This window comes from Pseudomonas sp. SJZ074 (assembly GCF_007828215.1).
Lineage (GTDB): Bacteria > Pseudomonadota > Gammaproteobacteria > Pseudomonadales > Pseudomonadaceae > Aquipseudomonas.
In genome coordinates this window covers 63,625-89,223 of the sequence record NZ_VIUE01000023.1, presented here as the reverse complement: position 1 = coordinate 89,223, position 25,599 = coordinate 63,625, and the positions used below count along the sequence as shown (strand labels likewise).

Annotated in this window: 24 protein-coding genes; 11 read left to right on the top strand and 13 right to left on the bottom strand. The window is 60.3% G+C overall.

Annotated elements, in window-relative coordinates; all coding sequences use genetic code 11:
• Positions 1-30 precede the first annotated feature (30 nt).
• A complete protein-coding gene (gene cfaB, locus FBX99_RS21440; protein WP_145132812.1) occupies positions 31-1,218 on the top strand; it encodes a C17 cyclopropane fatty acid synthase CfaB in 1,188 nt (395 codons plus the stop codon).
• Here the strand turns inward: cfaB and cls are convergent.
• Positions 1,215-2,654, bottom strand: a complete 1,440-nt coding sequence (gene cls, locus FBX99_RS21435) for a cardiolipin synthase (protein ID WP_144930984.1) — start codon at positions 2,652-2,654, stop codon at positions 1,215-1,217. The genes cfaB and cls overlap by 4 nt on opposite strands.
• 140 nt (positions 2,655-2,794) lie before the next feature.
• Between cls and FBX99_RS21430 the strand changes: the two genes are divergently transcribed.
• Positions 2,795-3,316: a DUF3617 domain-containing protein gene (locus FBX99_RS21430; protein WP_145132810.1), complete on the top strand. Its 522-nt coding sequence runs from the start codon at positions 2,795-2,797 to the stop codon at positions 3,314-3,316.
• 24 nt (positions 3,317-3,340) lie between these two features.
• Here FBX99_RS21430 and FBX99_RS21425 read toward each other — a convergent pair whose 3' ends face one another.
• The 5 genes from FBX99_RS21425 to FBX99_RS21405 all read right to left on the bottom strand — a co-directional run bounded on the left by FBX99_RS21425 (position 3,341) and on the right by FBX99_RS21405 (position 7,160).
• Positions 3,341-4,216, bottom strand: coding sequence for a metal ABC transporter substrate-binding protein (locus FBX99_RS21425; RefSeq protein ID WP_144930980.1), 876 nt, complete (start codon positions 4,214-4,216; stop codon positions 3,341-3,343).
• 11 nt (positions 4,217-4,227) lie between these two features.
• Complete coding sequence (locus FBX99_RS21420) at positions 4,228-5,094, bottom strand: metal ABC transporter permease (protein ID WP_145132808.1); 867 nt, start codon at positions 5,092-5,094, stop codon at positions 4,228-4,230.
• A complete protein-coding gene (locus FBX99_RS21415) occupies positions 5,094-5,762 on the bottom strand; it encodes a metal ABC transporter ATP-binding protein (RefSeq protein WP_145132806.1) in 669 nt (222 codons plus the stop codon). Before FBX99_RS21415 ends, FBX99_RS21420 begins: the two co-directional genes overlap by 1 nt.
• Positions 5,759-6,655, bottom strand: coding sequence for a GTP cyclohydrolase FolE2 (gene folE2, locus FBX99_RS21410; RefSeq protein ID WP_144930974.1), 897 nt, complete (start codon positions 6,653-6,655; stop codon positions 5,759-5,761). The genes FBX99_RS21415 and folE2 overlap by 4 nt, the downstream gene beginning before the upstream one ends.
• A gap of 115 nt (positions 6,656-6,770) precedes the next feature.
• The gene (locus tag FBX99_RS21405) at positions 6,771-7,160 is read right to left on the bottom strand and encodes a glutamine synthetase (RefSeq protein WP_144930972.1); all 390 of its coding nucleotides are present in this window, start codon (positions 7,158-7,160) and stop codon (positions 6,771-6,773) included.
• Between the two features lie 149 nt (positions 7,161-7,309).
• On the opposite strand from FBX99_RS21405, the gene zigA reads away from it, so the two are divergent.
• Complete coding sequence (zigA, locus tag FBX99_RS21400) at positions 7,310-8,518, top strand: zinc metallochaperone GTPase ZigA (protein ID WP_144930971.1); 1,209 nt, start codon at positions 7,310-7,312, stop codon at positions 8,516-8,518.
• Complete coding sequence (locus FBX99_RS21395) at positions 8,518-9,168, top strand: DUF1826 domain-containing protein (protein WP_145132833.1); 651 nt, start codon at positions 8,518-8,520, stop codon at positions 9,166-9,168. The genes zigA and FBX99_RS21395 overlap by 1 nt, the downstream gene beginning before the upstream one ends.
• 2 nt (positions 9,169-9,170) lie before the next feature.
• Here FBX99_RS21395 and FBX99_RS21390 read toward each other — a convergent pair whose 3' ends face one another.
• Positions 9,171-9,524 carry an NADH:ubiquinone oxidoreductase gene (locus FBX99_RS21390; protein ID WP_145132805.1) on the bottom strand — a complete coding sequence of 118 codons (354 nt, stop codon included), beginning with the start codon at positions 9,522-9,524 and terminating at the stop codon, positions 9,171-9,173.
• 28 nt (positions 9,525-9,552) lie between these two features.
• Between FBX99_RS21390 and FBX99_RS21385 the strand changes: the two genes are divergently transcribed.
• Positions 9,553-10,518: a GTP-binding protein gene (locus FBX99_RS21385; RefSeq protein WP_145132803.1), complete on the top strand. Its 966-nt coding sequence runs from the start codon at positions 9,553-9,555 to the stop codon at positions 10,516-10,518.
• A 12-nt stretch (positions 10,519-10,530) separates the two neighbouring features.
• On the opposite strand, the gene FBX99_RS21380 is transcribed toward FBX99_RS21385, so the two are convergent.
• On the bottom strand, positions 10,531-10,953 hold the full coding sequence (locus tag FBX99_RS21380) for a DUF3301 domain-containing protein (protein WP_144930965.1): 423 nt from the start codon (positions 10,951-10,953) through the stop codon (positions 10,531-10,533).
• A 119-nt stretch (positions 10,954-11,072) separates the two neighbouring features.
• On the opposite strand from FBX99_RS21380, the gene pdxY reads away from it, so the two are divergent.
• Positions 11,073-11,945 carry a pyridoxal kinase PdxY gene (gene pdxY, locus FBX99_RS21375; RefSeq protein ID WP_144930963.1) on the top strand — a complete coding sequence of 291 codons (873 nt, stop codon included), beginning with the start codon at positions 11,073-11,075 and terminating at the stop codon, positions 11,943-11,945.
• Between the two features lie 130 nt (positions 11,946-12,075).
• Here pdxY and FBX99_RS21370 read toward each other — a convergent pair whose 3' ends face one another.
• Complete coding sequence (locus tag FBX99_RS21370) at positions 12,076-12,561, bottom strand: acyl-CoA thioesterase (protein ID WP_144930962.1); 486 nt, start codon at positions 12,559-12,561, stop codon at positions 12,076-12,078.
• A 278-nt stretch (positions 12,562-12,839) separates the two neighbouring features.
• Between FBX99_RS21370 and FBX99_RS21365 the strand changes: the two genes are divergently transcribed.
• Positions 12,840-14,603: a cation:proton antiporter gene (locus FBX99_RS21365; protein WP_145132801.1), complete on the top strand. Its 1,764-nt coding sequence runs from the start codon at positions 12,840-12,842 to the stop codon at positions 14,601-14,603.
• Positions 14,604-14,616: 13 nt separating this feature from the next.
• Here FBX99_RS21365 and FBX99_RS21360 read toward each other — a convergent pair whose 3' ends face one another.
• From FBX99_RS21360 to uvrD, 3 genes are all read right to left on the bottom strand, one after another.
• Positions 14,617-15,024: an SMI1/KNR4 family protein gene (locus tag FBX99_RS21360; RefSeq protein ID WP_047703885.1), complete on the bottom strand. Its 408-nt coding sequence runs from the start codon at positions 15,022-15,024 to the stop codon at positions 14,617-14,619.
• Positions 15,025-15,164: 140 nt separating this feature from the next.
• Complete coding sequence (locus tag FBX99_RS21355) at positions 15,165-16,040, bottom strand: Tim44 domain-containing protein (protein ID WP_144928953.1); 876 nt, start codon at positions 16,038-16,040, stop codon at positions 15,165-15,167.
• A gap of 307 nt (positions 16,041-16,347) precedes the next feature.
• Positions 16,348-18,531 (bottom strand): DNA helicase II, encoded by a 2,184-nt coding sequence (gene uvrD, locus FBX99_RS21350; protein ID WP_144928955.1) that lies wholly within the window; start codon positions 18,529-18,531, stop codon positions 16,348-16,350.
• A gap of 254 nt (positions 18,532-18,785) precedes the next feature.
• Between uvrD and FBX99_RS21345 the strand changes: the two genes are divergently transcribed.
• The 3 genes from FBX99_RS21345 (at position 18,786) to FBX99_RS21335 (ending at position 23,016) form a co-directional block, all read left to right on the top strand.
• A complete protein-coding gene (locus FBX99_RS21345) occupies positions 18,786-21,659 on the top strand; it encodes a bifunctional diguanylate cyclase/phosphodiesterase (RefSeq protein WP_144928957.1) in 2,874 nt (957 codons plus the stop codon).
• 140 nt (positions 21,660-21,799) lie between these two features.
• Complete coding sequence (hexR, locus tag FBX99_RS21340) at positions 21,800-22,666, top strand: transcriptional regulator HexR (protein WP_003187110.1); 867 nt, start codon at positions 21,800-21,802, stop codon at positions 22,664-22,666.
• Between the two features lie 140 nt (positions 22,667-22,806).
• Complete coding sequence (locus FBX99_RS21335; RefSeq protein WP_145132799.1) at positions 22,807-23,016, top strand: PA3496 family putative envelope integrity protein; 210 nt, start codon at positions 22,807-22,809, stop codon at positions 23,014-23,016.
• Here FBX99_RS21335 and FBX99_RS21330 read toward each other — a convergent pair.
• Complete coding sequence (locus FBX99_RS21330; RefSeq protein ID WP_144928959.1) at positions 22,958-23,920, bottom strand: LysR family transcriptional regulator; 963 nt, start codon at positions 23,918-23,920, stop codon at positions 22,958-22,960. The two genes, FBX99_RS21335 and FBX99_RS21330, sit on opposite strands and share 59 nt — an antisense overlap.
• A gap of 187 nt (positions 23,921-24,107) precedes the next feature.
• On the opposite strand from FBX99_RS21330, the gene FBX99_RS21325 reads away from it, so the two are divergent.
• Positions 24,108-25,523: an acetyl-CoA carboxylase biotin carboxylase subunit gene (locus FBX99_RS21325; RefSeq protein WP_024777837.1), complete on the top strand. Its 1,416-nt coding sequence runs from the start codon at positions 24,108-24,110 to the stop codon at positions 25,521-25,523.
• Positions 25,524-25,599: the final 76 nt, after the last annotated feature.

Here is a 25,599-nt window from a genome sequence, read left to right as displayed (position 1 = left end):
TTCAGACGTCTGAAACAAGGGGGATATTTCATGCTCGCGCAACTTCCACCGGCTTTACAAAATCTCCAACTATCGCTTCGGCTGCGACTCTGGGACGGCCATGAATTCACGCTGGGTGCCGATCCCAGCGTCACGATCGTGGTCAAGGACCCACAGATGGTCGCGCAACTGACCCATCCCAGCCTGGACGCGCTAGGGGCGGCGTTTGTCGAAGGCAAGCTTGAGCTCGAAGGCTCGATCAGCGAAGTGATCCGGGTCTGTGATGAATGGAGCCAGGCTCTGGTGAACGAAGAAGACGATAGCCTGCCGGTACGTTCAGTCCACGATAAGGAAACCGACGCCAAGGCGATTTCCTACCACTACGATCTTTCCAACGCGTTTTATCAACTGTGGCTCGACAGCGACATGGCCTATTCCTGCGCCTATTTCGAGACGGGCAGCGAAACCATCGAGCAGGCCCAACAAGCCAAGTTCCGCCACCTGTGCCGGAAACTGCGCCTCCAGCCCGGTGAGTACCTGCTGGATGTCGGCTGTGGCTGGGGCGGTTTGGCGCGTTATGCGGCGCGGGAATTCGGCGTCAAGGTGTTCGGTATCACTTTGAGCAAAGCGCAACTTGCCCTCGCCCGGGAGCGGGTCAAAGCGGAGGGCCTGGAGGATCAGGTGGAGTTGCAGTTGCTGGATTACCGGGACCTCCCGCAGGACGGCCGCTTCGACAAGGTGGTCAGCGTCGGCATGTTCGAGCACGTGGGGCACGCCAATCTGGAACAGTACTGCAAAACGCTGTTTGGCGCGGTCCGCGAGGGTGGGCTGGTGATGAACCATGGCATCACGGCCAAACATACCGATGGCCGTCCGGTCGGCCGTGGTGCCGGGGACTTTATCGAGAAGTACGTTTTTCCCAATGGCGAGCTGCCGCACCTGTCGATGATTTCAGCGCAGATCAGCGAGGCAGGGTTGGAGATCGTCGACGTGGAGAGCTTGCGCCTGCACTACGCCCGCACGCTGGATCACTGGAGCGAGCGGCTCGAAGACAATCTGGAGGCCGCGTCGAAAGAGGTGCCGGAGCAGGCGCTGCGGATTTGGCGCCTGTACCTGGCCGGATGCGCCTATGCGTTCGCCAAGGGCTGGATCAATCTGCATCAGATCCTGGCTGTAAAAGCATACGCCGATGGCAGCCATGATTTGCCCTGGACCCGTGACGATATCTACACGCCTTAAAGTATCGGCGAAATAAGCCGGGCGATCCGCATGCCGACTTTCTGCAGGCGGTGGGTTTCCCGGCTTTCTTCTTTGGCGATTTCGCGGGCTTGAGCGAAGTCTTTTTCAAGCATCTGCTCGACCTCGGTGGCGAACGGAATATCCACCGTCAGCAGCATCACTTCGAAATTCAACCGGAACGAACGATTGTCCAGGTTAGCGCTGCCGATAGCGCTGATTTCCCGGTCGATCAGTACTACTTTCTGATGCAGGAAACCTGGCTCGTAGCGCAAGACGCGCACACCGGCGCGCACCGCTTCGAATGCATACAGGCTGGAAGCGGCGTAGACGATCTTATGGTCCGGTCGTGAAGGCAAGAGGATGCGCACATCCACCCCGCGCAGCACCGCCAGGCGTAACGCAGCGAATACCGACTCGTCGGGAATGAAGTAGGGCGTGGTGATCCAGACCCGTTCGCTGGCCGCATGAATGGCTTCGACGAAAAAAAGCGAACAGGTTTCCTGAGCATCCGCCGGTCCGCTGGCCAGCAACTGACAGAGCACGCCGTCATCGGGGTAGGTGTCCGGCAAGATCAGCGGCGGTAGCGACCGGGCAGCCCAGAACCAGTCTTCGGCAAATGATTCCTGCATGCTCGCCACTACGGGGCCACGCACTTCGACGTGGGTGTCGCGCCACGGCGACAATGGCGGCATTTCTCCCAGGTATTCGTCGCCCACATTGTGCCCACCGATGAACCCCAATACGCCGTCCACCGCAACGATCTTGCGGTGGTTGCGAAAATTGACCTGGAAGCGGTTGAGCCAGCCACTGCGGGTCGCGAATGCCTTGACGTGGATACCTCCGTCGCGCAACGCCTGGACATAGCGATGGGGCAGGGAGTGGCTGCCGATCCGGTCATACAACAGATAAACCGCCACGCCTTCGGCGGCTTTCTTCAGAAGTAACGCTTGCAGGCGCCGACCCAGCCGGTCGTCATGAATGATGAAGAACTGGATCAGTACAGCTTCCCGGGCGTTATCGATAGCCTGGAAAATGGCTTCGAAGGTGTCGTGACCGTTGACGAGCAGACGTACCTCGTTGTTCGCCAGGCAGGGCGTCCGCCCCAGTTTGGGCATGGCCCGTAGCGAGGCGTAGGCCTGGGAGGCACGGGCAGTCAGGGCCTCTTCGACCCATGGGCGCCAGTTCAGCTCGGACACGGCTTTGCGCATTTCTTCGTTGGCTTGGCGGCGTGCCTTGATGTAGCCGTCGAAGGTACTGCGGCCGAACACCAGATAAGGAATCAACGTCAGGTAGGGAATAAATACCAGGGACAGCGCCCAGGCAATCGAGCCTTGGGCGGTGCGTACCGTCAGGACCGCATGCACCGCGGCGATGGAGCCCAGGGTATGAAGCAACGCAATCAGGTAACCGAAAACATGCGGTCCAAAATAATCCATGGGCAGCCTTGCTCCTGAAGTTTCAATGCTTAACAGACCATGTTCCATGACGAATGTCGCTATTTAATTCACTGTCGCCGAGCCTGAACCGAAGCCTGTGAGCGGCGTCTAACGGCCACTTGTCCTCTGGAGTTCTTGCAATGAATGTTCGTCTGCTGGGTTTGGCCTTGGCGGTTGGCTTATCGGTTCCTGTGGCGGCTCAGGCGCAGATGCTTCAGCCAGGCTTGTGGGAGTTGACTACAAGTAATATGAAGGTCGATAACCAGAACCTGCCAGACCTGCAACTGATCCTCGGCCAGTTGCAGAACCAGATCACCCCGGAGCAACGGGCGATGCTGGAAAAGCAGGGCATTACCATGGGCGGGAAGGGGATTCGGGTCTGCCTGACGCCGGCGCAAGTTCAGACCAATGACATCCCGCTGCAAGATCCGCAGTCGGGGTGCAAACAGCAGATCACCGAGCGCAACGGCAACCAGTGGAAGTTTCGCTTCAGTTGCCCGAAAGCCCAAGGCAATGGTGTCGCCACATTCCAGAGCGATCGTGAATTTACTACCAAGGTCAATGGCACCTTCAATGCCACCGGCATTCAGCAGAATGGCAGCCTCGATACCCGTGCCGTGTGGTTGGGGCAGGATTGCGGAACGGTCAAGCCGAGAGCTTGACCGCTGCGCAGGTGAAACAGATGGCTATGGTTTGGACAAGGCGTCGTACAGCGTCTTGAGGTTGTATTCGAACAGGCCGGTGAAGGTACTGGCCGGCCCGTTGGCGGCAAGGGCATCGGAATACAGCGTGCCACCGATGTGCGCGCCGCTTTCATCGGCGATCTGCTTGAGCAGGCGGGCGTCCTTGATGTTTTCCATGAACACCGCTTTGACGTGTGCCTGACGAATCTGGGTAATCAGTGCTGCGACTTCGGCAGCTGACGGTTCTCGCTCGGTGGACAATCCCTGGGGTGCCATGAAGTCGATGCCATAGGCCTGACCCAGGTAACCGAATGCATCGTGGGACGTCACGATCTTGCGATTTCCTGGCGGTAGGGAACCGAGCTTGGCCTTGGCATCCGCGAGCAGCGTGTAGATTTTCTTCAGGTACGCTTGGCTGTTGCGTTCATAATCGGCTTTGTTAGCTGGGTCGGCGGCTTCCAGCGCCTTGGTGATGTTGTGCACATATAGCTCGGCATTCGCCAGGTTGTGCCACGCGTGCGGGTCGGGGATGGTTTCACCGTCTTCATCCAGCGACCGTGGGATCACGCCGCGACTGGCGCTGATGACCGGGGCACGGGTTTCCGTGCTGGTGACCAGGCGATCCAGCCACGGCTCGAAGCCCAATCCATTCTTGATGATCAATTTTGCGCCGAGCAGCGCCTTGGCATCGTCCGGCGTCGGTTCGTACGTGTGCGCATCGGCATCCGGTCCGACCATGTTGGTGATCTGGATATGCTCGCCACCGACCTGTCGGGTCATGTCGGCGAGAATGCTGAAGCTGGTGACCACCTGAAGTTTCTCGGCGGCGGACAAGGACATCGACAGCATCAGACTGAACAGCACGAGCAGGGCGCGCATCGGGAAACACCTCATGGGGATGTGAGTAAGGGCGGGCGGCGCAGCAGACCGTGCACCGGACCGAATATCAGGGACAACAGATACAACGCCCCTGCAACCAGCACGATGGCCGGGCCGCTGGGTAGAGAGAAATAGAAGGACAGCAACAGGCCGAACCAGACCGAGAGGCAACCGAGCAGCGCCGCGATGGTCATCAGGGCCGGCAAGCGACGGCTCCAGAACCGCGAGGAAGCGGCCGGCAACATCATCAGGCCGACCACCATGAGAGCGCCAATGGCTTGGAAGCCGATCACCAGGTTCAGCACCACCAGGGTCAGGAATACACCGTGGGCCAACGGGCCGAGACGGCTGACGGTTTGTAGAAACAGCGGATCCAGAGTGTCGAGCAACAGGGGGCGGTAGATCAGCGCCATGGCAATCAGGCTGGCCGCCGATACCCAAAGCATGCCGGTCAGTGTCGGGCCGTCCACTGCCAAGGCAGAACCGAACAGCAGGTGTAGTAGATCCAGACGTTTGCCGGCCATGCCGAGAATCAACACGCCGGCCGCCAGGGAGATGGGATAAATCGCTGCGAGACTGGCATCTTCCCGTAGGCCGGTCCGGCGTGTCACCCAAGCCGCGAGACCGGCCATGCCCAGGCCTGCGCCGAGGCCTCCCAGCGTCAAGGCCGGCAGGCTTAGACCGGCGAACCAGAAGCCCAGTGCAGCGCCGGGCAGAATACCGTGGGCGACGGCGTCGCCGATCAGGCTCATGCGACGCAGGATCAGAAATACTCCCAACGGTGCTGTGCTGCAGGCCAATACCAAGCCGCCTAGCAAAGCCCGGCGCATGAAGATGAATTCTTGGAAGGGCTGCCAGAGGTGGGTGGCCGCGAGCATCAAGCCACCTTCATATGAGGCTGTTGGGTGATCACATCGACACTGCGACCTAACGTGCAGCCCGCCTGGCTGACCAATAACGTGTGGGGAATATGCTGGCGTACAGCGGCAAGGTCATGGCACACCATCACCAGGGTACGGCCCTCGGCATGCCAGCCGTGGATATGTTTCCACATCAACGCCTGGCCTTCTTCGTCGAGTGCCGCATGGGGTTCATCGAGCAACAGCAATGGCGCTTCGGCCAGGCTCAGGCGAGCGAGCAGGGCACGTTGTAATTCGCCTCCGGACAATGCCATGAGCGGACGATTTTCCAGGCCAGTCAGAGCCCAGTTCTCCAGCACCGTTCCGAGTCGCCGGCTCCGCTCGGCCGGTGTCTGCCGACTGCCCCAAGCCCCTGCCGCCACCAACTCTTGAAGGCTGATAGGAAATTGTCGATCCAGGTGTTGCTGTTGCGGCAGGAACGACACGCCGCCCCGCCGTGGAACTGTCAGCGTGATCTTTCCGGACAGAGGCTTTTGCAGCCCGGCAAGGATTTTCAGCAGGCTGCTCTTGCCCGAACCGTTGGCGCCGATAACCGCCGTCAGGCTGCCGGCAGGGCGCTCCAGGTGCAGCTCGGGAGTGAGAGGGCGACCCGGAGGGCCCCAGCGCAAAGCCTGACAATGGATCATGCTGCCTCCCGAGCCCAGCGGCTCTGCGCCACGGCGTCATGGGCATGCAGACTTTCTGCGTGAACGACGCGCACATTCAAGGCCATGACTTCGGGAGACTGTCTCAAGGCAAGGCTCAATCGTCGTGCAGCGTCCTCGCAGAACATCAGGTTCTGGCCATTGGCGAGGGCGAATGCTTGTTCGTCGGCGCGTTTGACTGCGGTTTGTACCGCGGTGCCCAAGGCTGCTTCGGCTTGGTTGATGAATGCCGACAGCGGTAGATGGTTGATGCCCGGGTTCAACCGAACCTTCAAGGATGCGAAGCTGCGTTGACTGTGGGGAGTGGCCACGATGCCTTCCGTAGAACCCAGCCAGGCCAGAACCTCTTCGTGTTCCACGGCTTTATTGGCGAAATCCCCCACGAATTGCTGCTGTATCAGTTGTCTGGCGAGGGCCGCCGAACATGGACAGGTGGATGAATATGGAAGCTGGATGTTCAGTTCCACGTGGAACACTGCGTGTTTCAGGTGAGCTTCGATACTGATTGGATAGCGCTTCCAACCTGAGAGCGGGCTGACGAGGGCGGGACGCTTGAGCATCAGTTCGGTATGAATGGTCAGGGATGCGGCTTGGGACAGGCCCTCATGGCTGTCCAGGAATTGTTGCAAAGTACGGTGCAACAGCGGAGGAGACAACGGCGAATTCTCCAGCATCTCCAGCGCCAGGTACAGGCGGGACATATGAATACCGCGAGCTTCTTCATCGTCGAGACTGACGCCAACGTCGGCGGTGGCGCTCAATTGTTGACCATCGATCAACACAGGCAAGGCAACACCGCACATGCCCACCCAATCGAGAGGCAAGGCTTGGCGCGAAGCTTGGGCAGCAATGTCTGGAAGCGTAAACGCGTTCATGATCAAGATCCGTCGTGGGGGCGAATTTAATGTTATAGTGTAACAATAAAATCAACCAGATCTTTTTCATGAATAGAGTTTAATGCTGCTCTTCACGTTCGTTCCACGTGAAACATCAGCGCGACTCCTGGCAGCCGTTCACGCGCCCGCAGATGAATTTACCAGCCGTCCCACCCGAGCTGGAAAAACGATTCAGTGTTGTCCAACCGACACGGCGGCTATAGCCGACCCAGGCTTCACCGTCGGAGGCTAAGCCTGTGAAGAAGGTCAACTGCCCATAACGATTGGTCGTTTGCGCCCAATGACGCTTTCCTACCCTCTCGAAACCGCGCAAATAAACCGTATTCCCGGCCGTCATGACGCTATAGGCATTCCCTTGCTCGTCAGAACAGGCGAGCAAATTCGCGCTGCGAGTGCAGTTCGCCAATAACGGGGTCTGAGCAGAGACCGCCATGGCGCATGACAGCAGCGGGCCTGCGAATACGAATTTCAAAAGAATGCGCATTAACGGTTCTCAATCAGCTGGATCTCGGGCTAGCGAGAATTTATAGTTATACTATAACATAAACTAAACCGCTTTGACCGAGCGGCAGCCTGACCTACATGCACCGCAAACACACCTTCCAACACGGCCGTCCGATGAGGATATACCTGATGCCCAATCGCCTCCCCGTAACCGTGCTCTCCGGGTTTCTCGGTGCCGGCAAAAGCACGCTGCTTAATCATGTCTTGCGAAATCGTGACAACCTGCGCGTGGCGGTGATCGTCAACGATATGAGCGAAATCAACATCGATGGCAGCGAAGTTCAGCGTGATGTCAGCCTGAACCGCGCCGAAGAAAAGCTGGTGGAGATGAGCAACGGGTGCATTTGCTGCACGCTGCGCGAGGATCTGCTCGAAGAGGTGGGGCATCTCGCCAGGGAAGGACGCTTCGATTACCTGCTGATTGAGTCCACTGGTATTTCCGAACCCTTGCCGGTGGCTGAGACTTTCACCTTCCGCGATGAAGAAGGTCGAAGCCTGGCCGATGTCGCACGGCTCGACACCATGGTCACTGTGGTCGATGGGATAAATTTCCTGCCGGATTTCCATGCAGCCGAGAACCTGGCATCACGGGGCGAAACCCTGGGAGAGGAAGATGAGCGTTCGATCACGGATCTGCTGATCGAGCAGATCGAGTTCGCCGACGTAATTCTGGTCAGCAAGATCGATCTGATCAGCCGCCACGAACGGGAAGAGCTGATGGCTATCCTCAAGCGTCTCAATGCTCACGCGAAGATTATGCCCATGGTCATGGGGCAGGTGCAGCTGGGAGAAATTCTCGACACCGGTCGCTTTGATTTCGAACGCGCGGCTCAAGCCCCCGGCTGGCTGCAGGCGTTGCGTGGCGAGCACGTGCCTGAAACCGAGGAATACGGCATCGCTTCGACAGTCTACCGGGCGCGCCGGCCTTTCCATCCCCAGCGCTTCTTCGATCTGATAGAGCGTCCCTGGATCAACGGCAAGCTGCTGCGCTCCAAAGGCTTCTTCTGGCTCGCCAGTAAACCCGAGGAGGCGGGCAGTTGGTCCCAGGCCGGCGGGTTGATGCGGCATGGCTTTGCCGGACGATGGTGGCGGTTCGTGCCCAGGAACCATTGGCCCCAGGATGCGGAAAGCACCGCCGCGATCATGAAAAACTGGCTGCCCGACACCGGGGATTGCCGCCAGGAGTTGGTATTCATCGGCCAGAACATCGACTTCGAGCAGCTCACTGAGGAACTGGACGGGTGCCTGCTCACAGAGGAGGAAATGGCCCTGGGCATCGAGGGGTGGCGCTTTTTGCCGGATCCGTTTGGCTCCTGGCATGACGAGGTCGCGGCATGATGCTGGCGCCGAGCCTGAAACGAGCACCCCGGGTTCGACAGGTCCGGGGCGATACGCCGCGGATCCTGGCGCAGATTCTGGAGGACGGCACCAACCTGGCGGTCTGGCAGCGTCAACTTCCGGCGCACATCAGTGATTTTGCGGCATTGGTGCTTTCAATGGATCAACCGCTGGCCGAGTCGCGGGTACTCGATATGCCTGAGGAGGACACTCACCCTGAGCTGAAGGGACTTGCCGCCGGCTTCAGCGACCTGCACGGCTATGAAGGCTTCGTTGCCGATGTCGCCTGGCTGGTCAGCGCTTTCGCCTGCCTGCTGGGTGCCAAGCGGGTCGGCCTGCGCCTGCGGACGCTGGACAAGGCCATGTGCCCACGTTTTCACGTCGACCATGTACCGGTACGGCTGATCACAACGTATGCCGGTGCTGGCAGCGAATGGCTCGAGGAAGGCGTCATGGATCGTCGACGGCTGGCTCAACCTGACGCCGAGCCTCGTGATCGGCAGATGATCCAGCAACTGTGCAGCGGCGCGGTGGCGCTGCTCAAGGGTGAGAAATGGCTGGGTAACGAAGGCTTCGGCCTGATTCATCGCTCGCCGGAGCCGGCCCCGGGGGAGCGTCGGTTGATTCTCACGCTGGACTGGTTGGCCTGAAACTAAGGCTTGACCCAGGTACCCTGGCTTTTCCCTTCACAAAACGGCTTGAGATAAGCGGCGTCGGTGGCGACGTCGTAATAGTGAATATCCTGGCGGTAAGGCATATTGGCGACTTGGGCGTTGCTGCGGATGCCAAAGGCACCGCCGGGACACTGATCGACGTATTGCACCTCGACTTTCTGCCCGGCAAGGTCCGGTTGGCAGAAGCCGTCGGCGAACAGCTTGGGCGGGATGTTGCGATTCTGCTGGCAGACTTGAACATCGAGCCGCTCCGCCTGACTGTGAACCACGCAAGCCTGGGCCAGTGCCTGGTCCGAGATCAGCGCCAACAAACACCAACCGATTATCCGCATCGTTCACCTCCACCAAAAGTCGCCGAGTATGTTGCAGAACATCCCCACCCATGTCATTGCCGGTTCCTTGGGGGCCGGCAAGACCAGCCTGATCAGGCAACTGCTGGCCCAGCGCCCGGCCGATGAGCGCTGGGCGGTACTGATCAACGAGTTCGGCCAGATCGGCCTGGATGCTGCCTTGCTGACTCAGGCGGCCGATGGTATCGCACTGGGAGAGGTGGCTGGGGGTTGCTTGTGCTGTGTCAACGGTGCGCCGTTTCAGATCGGTCTCGGCCGCCTGCTGCGCAAGGCGCGACCGGACCGGCTGTTTATCGAGCCGTCCGGCCTGGGGCATCCTGCGCAACTGCTGCGGCAACTCCAGCAGCCGCCGTGGCTCGGCGTGCTGGCGGTCCAGCCCTGTGTGATGATCCTGGATGCCGGGGCGCTGGCCCAAGGCAGGCCCTTGCCCGAGGCGCAGCAGCAAGCGCTGGCCCATGCCGGAGTGCTGGTGCTGAACAAGTCCGAAAGCCTCAATGAAACCGACCGTGCCCGCGTTACCGCCCAACTACCGCCTCTTGCACAGCACTGGACGCAGCAGGCTGTATTGCCCCTCGACAGGCTGCCGGGATTTGCTGTGCGGGGCAGTGGCGCTGTGGATAACTTCAATCTCTCCAAGGGTGTGGGCCAGATGCCGGCGATCTGGACCGATCCGACGTTGCCGATCTGCCTGCATCAGCAACGGGAAGAAGGTTGGAGCATCGGCTGGCGTTGGCACCCGAGCCAGTGCTTCGATACGGCGGCTCTGACGGAATGGTTGCAGGACGGGAACTGGAGACGGGCGAAGCTGGTTATCCACAGCGTTGATGGCTGGGTGTCGGCCAATGCGCTGGATGAGGAAGCGCTGACTTGGCAAGCCAGCGAATGGCGCCAGGATTCGCGGCTCGAACTGATTTTCTCCAAGCCGCAGGACGTTGTGGCGCTGCAAGCCGGCCTGGCGAACTGCCGGCTTCCCTGAATCAGAGCTGTTTCAAGGCTTCCACTTGTTATGTTCCTGGCGCCATTGGCTCAACTCGATGACCTCGGCCCGAGGCCGGGTCTGGATCGGTTCAATCGGTGTTTCAGCTGTTTCTTCGAAGGGCATCGGATATGGCGCGAGTTCGATCTGCGCACTGTGGGCGCCAAACTGGGTAATGGTGCCCGCATGACGGGATTCACCGGTGACGGTGAACTCGAAATTGTAGACACGGGCCAGCCTTCGCCGCCCGCTGCCATCCTTCACGAAACCGATTTTCTTCAGCGCTACGTTGCCGTCCAGCAGCTCGATCTTGAGATTGGCGCAATGCTGCACGACCCTCGCCAGGGCCCGTTCGCGCAAGCCATGGTTGTGCCACAACCAGGCGCCGCCGGTAGCCAGCAGCATTAGCACGAAAATGTTTCCAAGAGTCAGCATGAACGAAGTGCTCCCACAAGTTGCTGTCAGCTTAACTGTGTCGCCGGTCTGTCGTACAGGCTGCGTTTAGTCGCATACTGCGCGGCTTGAATTTCAATCGTTTTACGGAAAAACCTCCCATGAAACGGACGCCTCATCTGCTTGCCATCCAGTCCCATGTGGTATTCGGCCACGCAGGCAACAGCGCTGCGGTATTTCCCATGCAGCGTGTCGGCGTGAATGTCTGGCCGCTCAATACCGTGCAATTCTCCAATCACACCCAGTACGGCCAATGGGCCGGCGAAGTGCTCGCGTCGCAGCAGATACCGGCATTGGTCGAAGGCATCGCAGCGATTGGTGAACTGGGTAACTGCGACGGGGTGCTGTCCGGCTATCTGGGCAGTGCCGCCCAGGGGCGAGCGATTCTGACGGGCGTGGCTCGGATCAAGGCCGCCAATCCCAGAGCGCTGTATCTGTGCGATCCGGTCATGGGGCACCCGGAGAAGGGGTGTATCGTGGCGCCCGAGGTCAGTGAGTTCCTGTTGGATGAGGCAGCGGCGGTGGCTGACCTCATGTGCCCTAATCAACTGGAACTGGATAGCTTCTCGGGGCGCAAGGCGCAGTCGCTGCTCGACTGCCTCGCCATGGCCCGCGCACTCCTGGCGCGCGGACCGAAGGCTGTTCTGGTCAAGCACCTGGCCTACCCCGGCAAGCCCGAGGATCGCTTCGAGATGCTGTTGGTGACCGCCGATGGCAGTTGGCACCTGAGCCGTCCCCTGCTGGCGTTCCCTCGTCAGCCAGTGGGCGTGGGTGACCTGACGTCAGGGCTGTTCCTGGCGCGGGTCCTGTTGGGAGACAGCTTGGTGGCGGCCTTCGAGTTCACCGCGGCGGCGGTGCACGAGGTACTGTTGGAAACCCAGGCTTGCGCCAGCTATGAGCTGGAGCTGGTTCGGGCCCAGGACCGGATCGCTCATCCGCGGGTGAGGTTCGAGGCGGTGCCAATCAGTTTTTGATGGGGTTGAAGCGCCAACGGTAATCCTTGTGGGGGCGGGCTTGCTCGCGAATACGGTATAGCAGTCAACTTCGATGTTGGATTTGACGACGCATTCGCGAGCAAGCCCGCTCCCACATTTTGTCTGCCTGTTAAGGCCCGTCCGCTTTGATCTCCTGATAGCGCCTCTCCAGTTCCTGACGGATCTGCCGGCGCTGCTTCGCTTGTTCGTAGCGGCGTTTTGCTTCGCTGTTCTGCGGTTGCAAGGGCGGGACAGCCGCGGGTTTACGCTGGTCATCCACCGCAACCATGGTGAAGAAGCAGCTGTTGGTGTGGCGTACCGAGCGTTCGCGAATGTTTTCGGTCACGACCTTGATGCCGACTTCCATCGAGGTGTTGCCGGTGTAGTTCACCGACGCCAGGAACGTCACCAATTCGCCGACATGAATGGGTTCGCGAAAGATCACCTGATCCACCGACAAGGTCACCACGTAGCGTCCCGCATAGCGGCTGGCACAAGCGTAGGCGACTTCGTCGAGGTATTTGAGCAGGGTGCCGCCATGGACATTGCCAGAGAAGTTGGCCATATCGGGGGTCATCAACACCGTCATCGACAGTTGGGCGTTTCCGGGTTCCATAACGTACTCACGGTTCAAGGCAGCAATTCAGGGAGTGCACCTCTGCGGGCGCTGGTCGTTGGCCCATAGGCCATCAGGTTTTTCAAAACCACCGTTATCGGGACGTTGGGCCTGTGGTTGCCGTCACGCGTCGATGGATCTGTTTCCATATATTGCACCGTCTTTTTGTCGGAAGTCGCGGTGTTAACCTGCAAAAGCCCATCGCAAGGGCATTTCCTACAAGGGAAGTGGACTTATCCAATTTGGCGGTGAGTCATTTTGATCAGGGAGCCCGACCGATGCATGCCATCAATTTCATTCAAGACCTGGCAATCATCATGATGGCAGCCGGGTTGGTGACCGTGCTCTTTCATCGTTTCAAACAACCGGTGGTGCTGGGCTATATCGTTGCCGGTTTTCTCATCGGCCCCCATACGCCGCCGTTCGGCTTCATCCATGACGAAGACACCATCAAGACCCTTGCCGAGCTCGGTGTGATCTTCCTCATGTTCTGCCTGGGCCTGGAGTTCAGCCTGCGCAAGCTGTTCAAGGTCGGCGCCACGGCATTTATCGCGGCGTTCCTCGAAATCGTACTGATGATCTGGATCGGCTATGAGATCGGTCGCTGGTTCGATTGGAGTACCATGGACTCGCTGTTCCTGGGCGCGATCCTGGCCATTTCCTCGACCACGATCATCGTCAAGGCGCTCAACGACCTGAAGATGAAGAACGAACGCTTCGCGCAGTTGATCTTTGGCGTGCTGATCGTCGAAGACATCCTGGGCATCGGCATCATCGCCTTGTTATCGAGCATCGCTGTCAGCGGAACGGTAAGCTCCGGCGAGGTATTCTCAACCGTCGGCAAGCTGTCCTTGTTCATGATCGTCGCGCTGGTCGTCGGCATCCTGCTGGTGCCGAGGCTGCTGGCCTACGTGGCGAAGTTCGACAGCAACGAGATGTTGCTGATCACCGTATTGGGGTTGTGTTTCGGCTTCTGCCTGCTGGTGGTGAAACTGGAATACAGCATGGTGCTCGGCGCGTTCCTGATCGGGGCGATCATGGCCGAGTCCCGGCAGTTGCTGAAAATCGAGCGACTGGTAGAGCCGGTGCGAGATCTGTTCAGCGCGATTTTTTTCGTGGCCATAGGCCTGATGCTCGACCCGGCCATATTGTTGCAGTACGCCTGGCCGATTGCCGTGATCACGGCGGCCGTGGTGCTGGGCAAGATGTTGTCCTGCGGCCTCGGCGCCTTTATCGCCGGCAACGATGGGCGCACCTCACTGCGGGTCGGGATGGGGCTTTCGCAGATTGGCGAGTTCTCCTTCATCATCGCCTCACTGGGGATGACACTGCAGGTCACCAGTGACTTCCTCTATCCGGTAGCGGTCGCCGTCTCGGTGCTGACCACACTGTTGACGCCTTACTTGATCCGCGCCGCTGACCCGTTGTCCCTCAAGTTGGCAGCAGTCATGCCGCAAAGGCTGACGCGGGTGTTGGGTATGTACGGTGAATGGCTGCGCAGTATCCAACCCCAGGGCGAAGGGGCGTTGGTCGCGTCGATGATCAGGCGGATCTTGCTGCAGGTGGGCATCAACCTGGCACTGGTCATCGCGATTTTTGTGTCGGGCGGGTATTTCGCCGAGCGGATGTCGGTCTACATGCAAGACTGGATCAGCGACCCGAGCTGGCAGAAAGCGTTGATCTGGGGCGGGGCATTGCTGTTGTCGCTGCCCTTCCTGATCGCTGCCTATCGCAAGCTCAAGGCGCTGTCGATGCTGCTGGCGGAGATGGGCGTGAAGGCCGAGATGGCCGGTCGTCACACTCAGCGGGTGCGGCGGGTGATCGCCGAAGTGATCCCGATCCTCTCGCTGCTGGTGATTTTCCTGCTATTGACTGCCTTGTCGGCAAGCATCCTGCCAACCAACAAGCTGCTGGTGTTGATCGCCGTGGTGGCAACTGCCGTGGCGGCATTGCTCTGGCGCTGGTTTGTCCGCTTGCACACCAGGATGCAGGTGGCCTTGATGGAAACCCTGGACAACCACGAGGAGTCGTCCGGGCATTGATCCCTGAGGCTGATCAGCTTTCCAGCCAGACGTCCCGCGCCCAGTGCCAGACGGACTCCCAGGTTTCTTCGGCAACCAGTTCTTCTTCGGCTTGCCAGAGCACCACGGTGCCGTCTTCTTCGACGCAGTAGTAATCGTCGCCGTCCTGGCAGATCGGGATCAGGCTGCGGTCGACACCCGCGTCCCAAGCAGTGGCGGCCACTTCCGGCAGGTAGGTATGGGAATTGGGATCGGTAACGGTGACCGGTTCCAGGCTGCCATAGATGACATCGCTGACAGTCAGCAGAAATTCCCTGAAGACGAACGGGATATCGATGAACAACTGCTCTTCGATCTCTACCAGCAAGTCTTCGTCGGGCAACTCCAGTGGAACCGGTACCGGTTCGTTGGCTTCACGCAATTGTTCGATGATTTCTTCCACGTCCGGGTGTCCTCTTTCTCGATGGCGCGGTTTTACATGAGGCGGTTTATACAGTAGCGCGCCGTAGATGCAACCGCGAAATAGAAAACCCCGGCTTGAGCCGGGGTTCTCTTATTTCAACAGGTGAAACGCGCAAAGGTTCAACCGTTCTGGCGAATACCTGCCACCAACCAAGGCTGGTTTTCGCCCTGGGCACGCTCCATGTTCCAGCTTTCGCTGAACGCTTCGCCCTGGTCGAAGCGAGAGTCCTTCGAGACACCGCTGAAGGTCAGAGTGGCGATGGTCTTGTCGGCGCGATCATCGACACCGTCCAACTGCACCTGAAGGTTGTCGATGTAGGTGGACTGGTAGCCATCACCCAGGTCAGCACGTTCGCGCTTGAGGAACTCCAGCATTTGCGGGGTCACGAACTCGGCGATCTTGTCCATCTCGTTCGCGTCCCAATGTTGCTGCAGGGAGTGGAAGTGGGTGCGCGCGGCCTCGACGAAGTTCTTTTCGTTGAACCAGGCGGGGGCATTGATCACCGGACGGGCGGCCACTGGAGCTGCCGAACCGCCGAAGATCGAGCCACCGGCAGGTTGCTGGTTGAAGGTTTCACGCTGCATCGGCGCATGACCGGCCGGAGCGTACTGCTCCTGCTGTTTGCGACGACGGGCGGCAATGAAGCGGAACACCAGGAAGGCAATGACTCCCAGGATCAGGATGTCGAAGATCTGCATGCCCTGGAAGCCGCCACCCATGAACATGGAGGCCAGCAGGCCGCCGGCGGCGATGCCGGCCAGGGGGCCGAGCCAGCGCGAAGCACCGCCGGCCTTGGTGGCAGCGCCAGCGGCACCGGCTGCGCCTGCGGTGGCGGCAGTCGGACCGGCTGCCGAAGACGGTGCCATCTGGCTGGTCTGGTGAGTCGGGGCTGCACCCGCACTTTTACCACCGCCAAAGCGCTTGGCGGCATTGGCGTCGATGGCCATCGTCAGGCCGATGCACAACGCCATGGCGATGCTCAGAAAACGTTTCATATAAAGGCATTCCCATTTGTGAGTAGCACGCGCGCCATGTTGCACAGGTGAACTGTTGCTGGCTAGCGTCAGAGTGTTTCGGGCTTTTGCGTGACAGCTTAGGTTCAGCTTCAGAGGCGCAAGAGGGCCTGTTCGCTTTGGGCTGTAGGAAAGGGGGACAAGTTCTATCGGAAAGCAGCCAGGTGCTGAAAGGTCATTGTGGGAGCGAGCCTGCTCGCGATGGCGGTGAATCAGGCAACATTGATGTTGGCTGACATTACGCTATCGCGAGCAGGCTCGCTCACACATGAAGTCTCGGGAAACCCTTCTAGATCGCCTCGAGCTTGGCGTACCCCAGCATCAGCCATTTGCTGCCTTCGCTGAAATTCACCTGCACCCGGGCCTGGGCGCCGGCGCCTTCGAAATTGAGGATCACGCCATCGCCGAACACCGAGTGGCGCACGGCCTGGCCGAGGCTGAAGCCGGTCTCCGGGATGTCGCTGCCGCCGAACAGGCTGCTGGTGCCGTGCTGCTGGCTGCCACCGAACGGACGGCTGACACTGTTGGACAGGCGCACTTCCTGGATCAGGCCTTTCGGCACTTCACGTACGAAGCGCGACACCTTGTTGTAGGTCTCGCTGCCATACAAACGTCGGGTTTCGGCGTAGGTCAACACCAGGTTCTGCATCGCACGGGTAATGCCGACATAGGCCAGGCGGCGTTCCTCTTCCAGGCGCCCCGGTTCTTCCAGGCTCATCTTGTGGGGGAACAGGCCCTCTTCCATGCCCACCAGGAACACATAGGGGAATTCCAGGCCCTTGGCGCTGTGCAGGGTCATCAACTGGATGCTGTCTTCGTGTTCCTCGGCCTGGGTGTCGCCGGCCTCCAGGGAGGCGTGGCCGAGGAAGGCCGACAAGGGCGACAGGTCCGCGTCTTCTTCGGTGTTCTCAAAGTTGCGGGCGGCGCTGACCAGTTCCTCGAGGTTTTCTACCCGGGCCTGTCCTTTCTCGCCTTTTTCCGCTTCGTGATAGGCAATCAGGCCGGACTGCTCGATGACCGTCTGGGTCATCAAGTGCAGCGGCATCTCCGCGCATTTGGCGGCCAGGTCCTCGATGAGGTCCATGAAAGCCTTCAGAGCACCGGCGGCACGCCCGGTCACGCCCTTGTTGGTCACCAGCTGGCGCATGGCTTCCCACATGGATACGTGGCTGTGGCGTGCATGATCGCGGATCGCTTCGACGGTTTTCTCGCCGATGCCCCGGGTTGGTACGTTGATCACCCGTTCCAGGGCTGCGTCGTTGCCACGGCCTTCCAGCAGGCGCAGGTAGGCCATGGCGTTCTTGATTTCGGCGCGCTCGAAGAAACGTTGGCCGCCATAGATGCGGTACGGGATCCGCTCGCGCAACAATGCTTCTTCCAATACCCGCGACTGGGCGTTGGAGCGATACAGGATGGCGATGTCGCTGCGGGCCAGGCCGGTCTTCAGCGCGCTCTCGATGGTTTCCACCACGTAGCGGGCTTCATCGTGTTCGTTGAAGGCGGCATAGAGGTTGATGGCTTCGCCTTCACTGCCGTCGGTCCACAACTCCTTGCCCAGGCGCCCGGTGTTGTTGGCGATCAGGGCGTTGGCGGCCTTGAGGATACCGGCAGTGGAGCGGTAATTCTGTTCCAGGCGGATCACTTCGGCGTCAGGAAAATCCGCCGAGTATTGATGAATGTTCTCGATCTTGGCACCGCGCCAGCCGTAGATCGACTGATCGTCGTCGCCCACCACCATCAGGCTGTCGCCGCCTTTGGCCAGCAGGCGCAACCAGGCGTATTGCACGGCGTTGGTGTCCTGGAACTCGTCCACCAGCACATGGCGGAAACGCTTCTGATAGTGCGCCAGCAGCCCTGGATGGTCACGCCAGAGGTCCAATGCCCGCAGCAGCAGTTCGGAAAAGTCGATGACCCCGGCGCGCTGGCACGCGGCCTCGTAGGCTTCGTAGATGCTGCGCATGGTCGCCAGGAACAGGTCGCCGCTGGCCTGGATGTGTTGTGGACGCAGACCTTCGTCCTTCTGGCCGTTGATGAACCATTGGGCCTGGCGGGCCGGCCAACGCTGTTCGTCGAGCCCCAGCTCGCGGATCACCCGCTTGACCAGCCGCTGCTGGTCGTCGCTGTCCAGGATCTGGAAGGTCTGGCTCAGGCCGGCTTCCTGCCAATGGGCCCGCAACAGGCGGTGCGCCAGGCCGTGGAAGGTGCCGACCCACATGCCGGCCGGGTTGATGCCCATCAATTGCTCGATGCGGTGGCGCATCTCGGCAGCGGCCTTGTTGGTGAAGGTCACTGACAGGATCGAATGGGGCGAGGCGTTCTCGACCTGGATCAACCAGGCGATACGGTGCACCAGCACCCGGGTTTTACCGGAACCGGCACCGGCCAGGACCAACTGTCGACCCACGGAGGCCGCTACGGCCTGGCGTTGGGCATCGTTGAGGGAGTTCAGCAGAAGGGAGAGATCATCGCGCATCGGCGCATTCTAGGGTGCGGCGCCACCCCGGGCAAACCAAGCTTTGCCTCAGCCGATAAAAAGACCGATTGGGATGACTGGTAAGTCATGGGCGCAAGCACCGACGAAGCATGCTCGAAGCGCTCGGCGTCCAACGAAATAGCGACATTTTTAGATATTTTTGTGATCGGGAACAGTGTGGGATGGCCCCTGGCTTGTGTATGCTCGGTGCTCGTTTCGGGTTCTCCGTGCCCCCAAGAACAAGAACACTGCCTATGACCCTCAATTCCGATCTGGCGGGCCCCTGTGTGGAGCCGCGGGTCATCTGCAAGCAGTACGCCACGGAGATGGCTGTAGAGCGTACACGGTTGCTGTACCAGGGCTCGCTGCTGCCCACATTGTTCATGCTGGTCAACGGCCTGGTCTGTGCCGCCCTGTTGTGGGAGCCGTCGCGCTATGTCCTGGTCAGTGTATGGCTGATCTGGCTGTTGTCGCTGGTGGCCCTGCGGGTGATACAGGTAGCCGCCTTCGATTCGGCGATACCCAGCCGCCAGGCGCACCCGATCTGGTTGCGCATGTTCCTGCTCGGTTCGGCGATGACTGGGCTGACGCTGGCCGGTGCCGGCATTGCCCTGGTCCCAGCCGACAGCTTCCAGCAACAAGCCTGGGTGTTTGGCCTGATTGGCGCAGCCACCCTGTCGGCCAGTGTTGCCTATGCCGTGAGCCTCCCAGCCTTTCTGTCCTTTACCTTGCCCTGCCTGTTGCCGGCCATCGGCTTCCTTTTCTGGGGTGGTGACGAACAGCAGCGCGGATGGGGTTGGCTCGGCCTGGTGGTGCTGGTGTCCCTGAGCGTGGTGGCCTGGCAGGTCAATCGCCTGATGCAAAGCGGCATGCTGCGACGTTTTCAGAATCAGGCGCTGATCGAGCACCTGCAACAGACGCAAATCCGCAGTGCCCAGCTTAACGGGGCCCTGGGACGGGAAGTCGAACAGCGTCGTCTAGCCGAGGAACAACTGCGTGCGGCCCAGGTGAGTCTCGAGGCACGGGTCGCCCAGCGTAGCCTCGAACTGCAGGCAGCCAGCCAAGCCTTGAGCAAGAGCGAGGCGCGCCTGGCTCTGGCGCTCAAGGCCAGTGAGCTGGGGCTATGGGACTGGAACCTGCAGACCGATGAAGTCCATCACACCCAGCTCAAGGAACTGCTGGGCCTGGAGCCGGAATACATCACGGCAATGCTCAGCCACCTCACGCCACGCTTGCACCCTCAAGACCTGCCGGCGCTCAAGCGCGCCCTGGTCGAACACCTCAAGGGTCGCAGTGAGGACTACCAGATCGAGTACCGCATCCGCCACGGCGATGGCCACTGGGTCTGGATTGAAGACCGTGGCCGGGCCGTGGAGCGCAGCGCCAGCGGCCGTGTATTGCGCATGGTCGGTACCCGAAGAAACATCAGCGTCAGCAAGGAACTGGAACAGCAGCGGCAACTGGCGGCCACGGTGTTCGAGGCCGCCAGCGAAGGCATCGTGATCTTTGACCCCCACTACGCGCTGCTCGCCGCCAACCAGGCATTCACGCGGATTACCGGTTTCAACGTCGAGGACATGCTGGGGCGCAACGTCGTCGACCTGCCGTGCAGCCGCGATGCGCGCCGGCACTATCCGGTCATTCGCCAGGCACTCAAGCAGGACGGCACCTGGCAGGGTGAACTGGTGGAGGCGCGGGCCAATGGCGAGTTGTATCCGCAATGGCTGCAACTGAGCATCGTGCGGGATTCTCGGGGAAGCGTCAGCCACATCGTAGGCTTTTTCGCCGATCTATCGGCCAGGCGCGAATCTGAGGAGCGGATGCGCTATCTCACTCATTACGACGAGTTGACCGGACTGGCGAATCGCTCGTTGTTCCGCGAACGCCTTCAGGAAGCGCAACAACGGGTGCGTCAGGGAGGGCGTCGCAGCCTGGCCTTGCTGCACATCGACCTGGACCGCTTCAAACTGCTCAATGACAGCCTCGGTCATGACATTGCCGACCAGTTGTTGCAGAAAATGGCCCGGCGCCTGATCAATGCCCTGCCGGAGGCCAACACCATCGCCCGGCTGTCCGGCGATGAGTTCGCGGTGCTGTTCGATGCCTATGGCAATCTCTCAAGCCTGGCGCGCATGGCAACCCGTTTGTCCGCCAAGTTGCGATTGCCACAGACCATCGAAGGTCACGAGCTGGTGGTCAGCGCCTCCATCGGCATCAGCCTGTTGCCCGACAATGCGCGGGATATTTCCACGCTGGTCAGCCAGGCGAACATGGCCATGCAACATGCCAAGCATCTGGGTGGCAACAACTTCCAGTTCTACACCGACAGCCTCCAGGCCAGTACCCTGGAGCGTCTGCAGCTGGAGAACCAACTGCGCAAGGCCCTGGAAGAACAACAGCTGAAGGTTTTCTACCAGCCCAAACTGTGCCTGGCGAGCGGTCGTCTGAACGCGGCGGAAGCGCTGGTGCGCTGGGACCATCCGGCCATGGGCCGGGTGCCGCCGGGACATTTCATCGGCCTCGCCGAGGAGACCGGGCTGATCGGGCCCATTGGCGAATTCGTGCTGCGCCAGGCTTGTTGGCAAGCGTGCGAATGGCAGCGCCAGGGGCTTGCACCGATCCGGGTGTCGGTGAATCTGTCGGTGCATCAGTTGCGCCAGGGCAAACTCGTCAGCCTCGTGCGCCAAGTGCTGGAAGAAACCGGCCTGGCTCCCGAATACCTGGAGCTGGAACTCACCGAGAGCCAATTGCTCGACAGCGTCGAGCACATCATCGCCACCTTCCAACAGTTGCGCGACCTCGGGGTCAAGCTGGCGATCGACGACTTTGGTACCGGCTATTCGTCCCTGAGTTACCTCAAGCGCATCCCGGTGGATTACGTGAAGATCGACCAGGCGTTCATCCGTGGGCTGGAGGAGGGGGGCGAGGACGCGGCCATCACCCGGGCGATCATCGCCATGGCCCATGGGCTATCGCTCAAGGTGGTGGCCGAAGGTGTCGAGCGGCCGGGGCAGCTCGAATTCCTGAAAGCCGAACGTTGCGACGAACTCCAGGGCTATCTCATCAGCCGTCCCGTCGAGGCCGAGGATCTGGCAGCCTTGCTGCGGGCCAATGAAGACGGTTTATAGCGCCTGACTGCTACATGGCGTGCATACGGCATGAAATCTGGACATCGAGTTACGTATTGGGCGGGCAAAAAGGCAATTCCTGTAGTATAACTACAAACTTGCTACATCCCGGCCATCGCCAATAACAAGAGTCCAGCCCCTTGAACCTGTTGCAACACATCGCCCAATCACGCCACCTGCTGCGCAAATCGGAACTGAAAGTCGCCGATCACGTACTGCTTGATCCTGCGGCCGTGATGCACAGTTCCATGGCCGATCTTGCCCACAGCGTCGGCATCAGCGAACCGACCATCGTGCGCTTCTGCCGCGCCATCGGTTGCTCCGGTTTCCAGGACCTGAAACTCAAGCTGGCGCAAAGCCTGGCGGCCGGCGCGAGCTTCGGCCAGTTTGCGATCCATGAAGACGATTCGGTTGCCGACTACAGCCTGAAGATCTTCGACACCACCCTGCACACCCTCATGGAGGTTCGCGAGAAGCTCGATCCGGTGGCGCTGCAAAAAGCGGTCACGGCCATGTCCCAGGCCCAGCGTGTGGAGTTCTACGGCTTTGGCGCGTCGGGCGCGGTGGCGGCCGATGCACAGCACAAGTTCTTCCGGCTGTTGCTCACCGCGGCCGCCTATTCCGATCCGCACATGCAGGCCATGTCGGCGGTCACCCTGAAGCCCACCGATGTCGCGATCTGCATTTCCCAGTCGGGGCGCTCCAAGGATCTGTTGATCACCGCCAACCTGGTCCGCGAGAGCGGCGCCTCGCTGATTACCCTGTGTCCGAGCCAGACGCCGTTGGCCGAACTCTCGACAGTGAACCTGGCCATCGACGTGCACGAAGACACCGAGATCTACACGCCGCTGACCTCGCGCATCGCTCACCTGGTGGTGATCGATGTGCTGGCGATGGGCGTTGCCATGGCGCGCGGGCCGAGCCTGGTCAACCACCTCAAGAGCGTCAAGCGCAGCCTTCGCAGCCTGCGGCTGTCGCCCAAGTCGGTGAAGGCGCTGGATGACTGAAGCTGCAAGCCATGAGTCGCAAGCTACAAGAGGGCTTGTCAGCTGAAAGCAACATTCATCGTTCTGTAACCCTCGCGTTGCCAAACCGTCATCCCGCGCCTGCATCGTAAAGCTCCCGTATACGTCTTGGGAGTCTCGACATGACCCAGTCCTACGAAGAGCGCAGCGCCGTCAAAACCCGTCGTCAACAGGAAGACCAGCGCCGCATGGCGTTTCGTCGTGCGATCGAAGACCTTTATGAGCAGCGCCAGCTCCTGGCGGAAATCAGCGAATACCCCGACATCACAGAATTCAACTATTGGCAGGCAACGCCGGCGGCTTCCCGTCGAAACGCCCAACCAGGCCACTGATCTGAGCCCGTTCGCCACGCACGAACGCCAGGAAGGCGTGGGCCACCGGCGACAAGCGTTTCGCCCTGGCCTGTACCAGGCACCAACTGCGGTACAGCGGCAACTCCTCGACCGGCAACTCGATGAGTGCGCCGGACGACAATTCCCGGCTCACGGCGTGGCGCGTCAACAGCGCCACGCCCAGCCCCGCCACCACGCACTCGCGCTGGGCCTCCGCTGACGCCACTTCCAGTGTCTGGGTGAAATGCACCCGTTTCTCCTTGAAGTACTCCTCGCAGGCCAGCCGCGTGCCTGATCCCGGCTCGCGCAGCAGCAACGTATACGGCTCCAGATCCTGCAAGCGCAGCGGGCCCATGTGGCACAACGGATGATCCGGCGGCGCCACGGCCACGATTGGATTGTTGAGGAAGGGCAGGAACTCCAACCCCATGTCCTGAGGGACCATGGACATGATCACCAGGTCGTCCCGGTTGTCCGAGAGGCGACGGATCACTTGCCCGCGATTGACCACCGTGAGGCTCAGGTTGACCTCCGGGTGCTGGCGCTTGAACGCGGCGAACAGGTGCGGCACGAAATATTTGGCGCTGGACTCCACCGCCAGCTTCAGTTGACCTTGCAGCGAACCCTGCATGTCCGACAGTTGCATGTCGAGGTTTTCCAGGCGCCCGAAAATGTCGCGGCTGGCCCGTTGCAGGGCTTCAGCGGCTTCGGTCATGTAGAGCTTCTTGCCAACATATTCAAACAGCGGTTGGCCAATCAGCTCTTCCAGGGATCGAATCTGTAGGCTGACGGCCGGCTGCGTGAGAGACATTTCATCGGCTGCGCGGCTGTAGGACCTCAGGTCGCACACTTCGTTGAAAATCTGCAGTTGGCGCAATGTCATACGCATCAATGACTTACGCATCCTTTAGGCACCCTGGTTCGAATTTGATGGTGAAACTATAAGTCTTTGCTTATACCTGACCCAATAAATATTCATTTTTGTTAATCAACGCCCGGGACTAGTGTGGTGCTGCGACCAACTGTTACATCTGGTCACGCGTCGGCCTGAACCTCAGGCCGTGGTATCACCGGCTCAAGGGAACCTCCAATTGATAAAAAAGATCTTGATCGCCAACCGTGGTGAGATTGCCGTCCGCATCGTGCGTGCTTGCGCCGAGATGGGCATTCGCTCGGTCGCGGTCTATTCCGACGCTGATCGCCATGCTCTGCATGTCAAGCGCGCGGATGAGGCCCACAGCATCGGCGCTGACCCGCTGGCCGGCTACCTCAACCCGCGCAAATTGGTGAACCTGGCTGTCGAAACCGGCTGCGATGCCTTGCATCCCGGCTATGGCTTTCTTTCAGAAAACGCCGAGCTGGCGGACATCTGCGCCGAACGCGGTATCAAATTCATTGGTCCGGCGGCAGAAGTCATTCGCCGCATGGGCGACAAGACCGAAGCGCGGCGCAGCATGATCAAGGCCGGCGTGCCGGTCACGCCGGGTACCGAAGGCAACGTGTCGGGCATCGAAGAGGCCTTGGCCGAGGGCGACCGGATCGGTTACCCGGTGATGCTCAAGGCCACATCCGGCGGCGGTGGTCGGGGTATCCGCCGCTGCAACAGCCGCGAAGAACTGGAACAGGCTTTCCCGCGGGTCATCTCCGAGGCCACCAAGGCGTTCGGTTCGGCGGAGGTGTTCCTGGAAAAGTGCATCGTCAATCCCAAGCACATCGAAGCGCAGATCCTGGGTGACAGTTTCGGCAACGTGGTGCATCTGTTCGAACGGGATTGCTCGATTCAGCGGCGCAACCAGAAGCTGATCGAAATCGCCCCCAGCCCGCAACTGACGCCCGAGCAGCGCGCCTACATCGGCGATCTGTCGGTGCGCGCCGCGAAGGCCGTGGGCTATGAGAATGCCGGCACCGTGGAGTTCCTGCTCGCCGAGGGCGAGGTGTACTTCATGGAAATGAACACCCGGGTGCAGGTGGAACACACTATCACCGAAGAAATCACCGGTATCGATATCGTTCGCGAGCAGATCCGTATCGCGTCCGGCCTGCCGCTGTCGGTCAAGCAGGAAGACATCCAGCACCGTGGCTTTGCCTTGCAGTTCCGGATCAACGCCGAGGACCCGAAGAACAACTTCCTGCCCAGCTTCGGCAAGATCACCCGCTACTACGCCCCGGGTGGCCCCGGCGTGCGCACCGATACGGCGATCTACACCGGCTACACCATTCCACCGTTCTACGATTCGATGTGCCTGAAACTGGTGGTCTGGGCGTTGACCTGGGAAGAAGCCATGGACCGAGGCCTGCGCGCCCTGGATGACATGCGCCTGCAGGGGGTCAAGACCACTGCCGCGTACTACCAGGAAATCCTGCGCAACCCGGAATTCCGGAGCGGCCAGTTCAATACCAGCTTCGTCGAAAGCCACCCTGAACTGACCAACTACTCGATCAAGCGCAAACCCGAAGAGCTGGCCCTGGCCATCGCTGCCGCCATTGCCGCCCACGCAGGCCTATAACAACAGCGGCGAGCTGTGAGCTACAAGCTTCAAGTAAGAGCGGGTCAGCTTTTACTTGTAGCTTGCGGCTCGAAGC

What these genes read in the sequence shown, in the direction of transcription:
- cfaB (WP_145132812.1), top strand. Translation starts at nt 31, where the DNA reads ATGCTCGCGCAACTTCCACCGGCTTTACAAAATCTCCAACTATCGCTT.
- FBX99_RS21430 (WP_145132810.1), top strand. Translation starts at nt 2,795, where the DNA reads ATGAATGTTCGTCTGCTGGGTTTGGCCTTGGCGGTTGGCTTATCGGTT.
- FBX99_RS21335 (WP_145132799.1), top strand. Translation starts at nt 22,807, where the DNA reads ATGACCCAGTCCTACGAAGAGCGCAGCGCCGTCAAAACCCGTCGTCAA.
- FBX99_RS21395 (WP_145132833.1), top strand. Translation starts at nt 8,518, where the DNA reads ATGCTGGCGCCGAGCCTGAAACGAGCACCCCGGGTTCGACAGGTCCGG.
- FBX99_RS21345 (WP_144928957.1), top strand. Translation starts at nt 18,786, where the DNA reads ATGACCCTCAATTCCGATCTGGCGGGCCCCTGTGTGGAGCCGCGGGTC.
- FBX99_RS21425 (WP_144930980.1), bottom strand. Translation starts at nt 4,216, where the DNA reads ATGCGCGCCCTGCTCGTGCTGTTCAGTCTGATGCTGTCGATGTCCTTG.
- FBX99_RS21415 (WP_145132806.1), bottom strand. Translation starts at nt 5,762, where the DNA reads ATGATCCATTGTCAGGCTTTGCGCTGGGGCCCTCCGGGTCGCCCTCTC.
- FBX99_RS21355 (WP_144928953.1), bottom strand. Translation starts at nt 16,040, where the DNA reads ATGAAACGTTTTCTGAGCATCGCCATGGCGTTGTGCATCGGCCTGACG.
- FBX99_RS21405 (WP_144930972.1), bottom strand. Translation starts at nt 7,160, where the DNA reads ATGCGCATTCTTTTGAAATTCGTATTCGCAGGCCCGCTGCTGTCATGC.
- cls (WP_144930984.1), bottom strand. Translation starts at nt 2,654, where the DNA reads ATGGATTATTTTGGACCGCATGTTTTCGGTTACCTGATTGCGTTGCTT.
- FBX99_RS21385 (WP_145132803.1), top strand. Translation starts at nt 9,553, where the DNA reads ATGTTGCAGAACATCCCCACCCATGTCATTGCCGGTTCCTTGGGGGCC.
- FBX99_RS21420 (WP_145132808.1), bottom strand. Translation starts at nt 5,094, where the DNA reads ATGCTCGCGGCCACCCACCTCTGGCAGCCCTTCCAAGAATTCATCTTC.
- FBX99_RS21365 (WP_145132801.1), top strand. Translation starts at nt 12,840, where the DNA reads ATGCATGCCATCAATTTCATTCAAGACCTGGCAATCATCATGATGGCA.
- folE2 (WP_144930974.1), bottom strand. Translation starts at nt 6,655, where the DNA reads ATGAACGCGTTTACGCTTCCAGACATTGCTGCCCAAGCTTCGCGCCAA.
- FBX99_RS21390 (WP_145132805.1), bottom strand. Translation starts at nt 9,524, where the DNA reads ATGCGGATAATCGGTTGGTGTTTGTTGGCGCTGATCTCGGACCAGGCA.
- zigA (WP_144930971.1), top strand. Translation starts at nt 7,310, where the DNA reads ATGCCCAATCGCCTCCCCGTAACCGTGCTCTCCGGGTTTCTCGGTGCC.
- uvrD (WP_144928955.1), bottom strand. Translation starts at nt 18,531, where the DNA reads ATGCGCGATGATCTCTCCCTTCTGCTGAACTCCCTCAACGATGCCCAA.
- FBX99_RS21370 (WP_144930962.1), bottom strand. Translation starts at nt 12,561, where the DNA reads ATGGAACCCGGAAACGCCCAACTGTCGATGACGGTGTTGATGACCCCC.
- pdxY (WP_144930963.1), top strand. Translation starts at nt 11,073, where the DNA reads ATGAAACGGACGCCTCATCTGCTTGCCATCCAGTCCCATGTGGTATTC.
- FBX99_RS21380 (WP_144930965.1), bottom strand. Translation starts at nt 10,953, where the DNA reads ATGCTGACTCTTGGAAACATTTTCGTGCTAATGCTGCTGGCTACCGGC.
- FBX99_RS21330 (WP_144928959.1), bottom strand. Translation starts at nt 23,920, where the DNA reads ATGCGTAAGTCATTGATGCGTATGACATTGCGCCAACTGCAGATTTTC.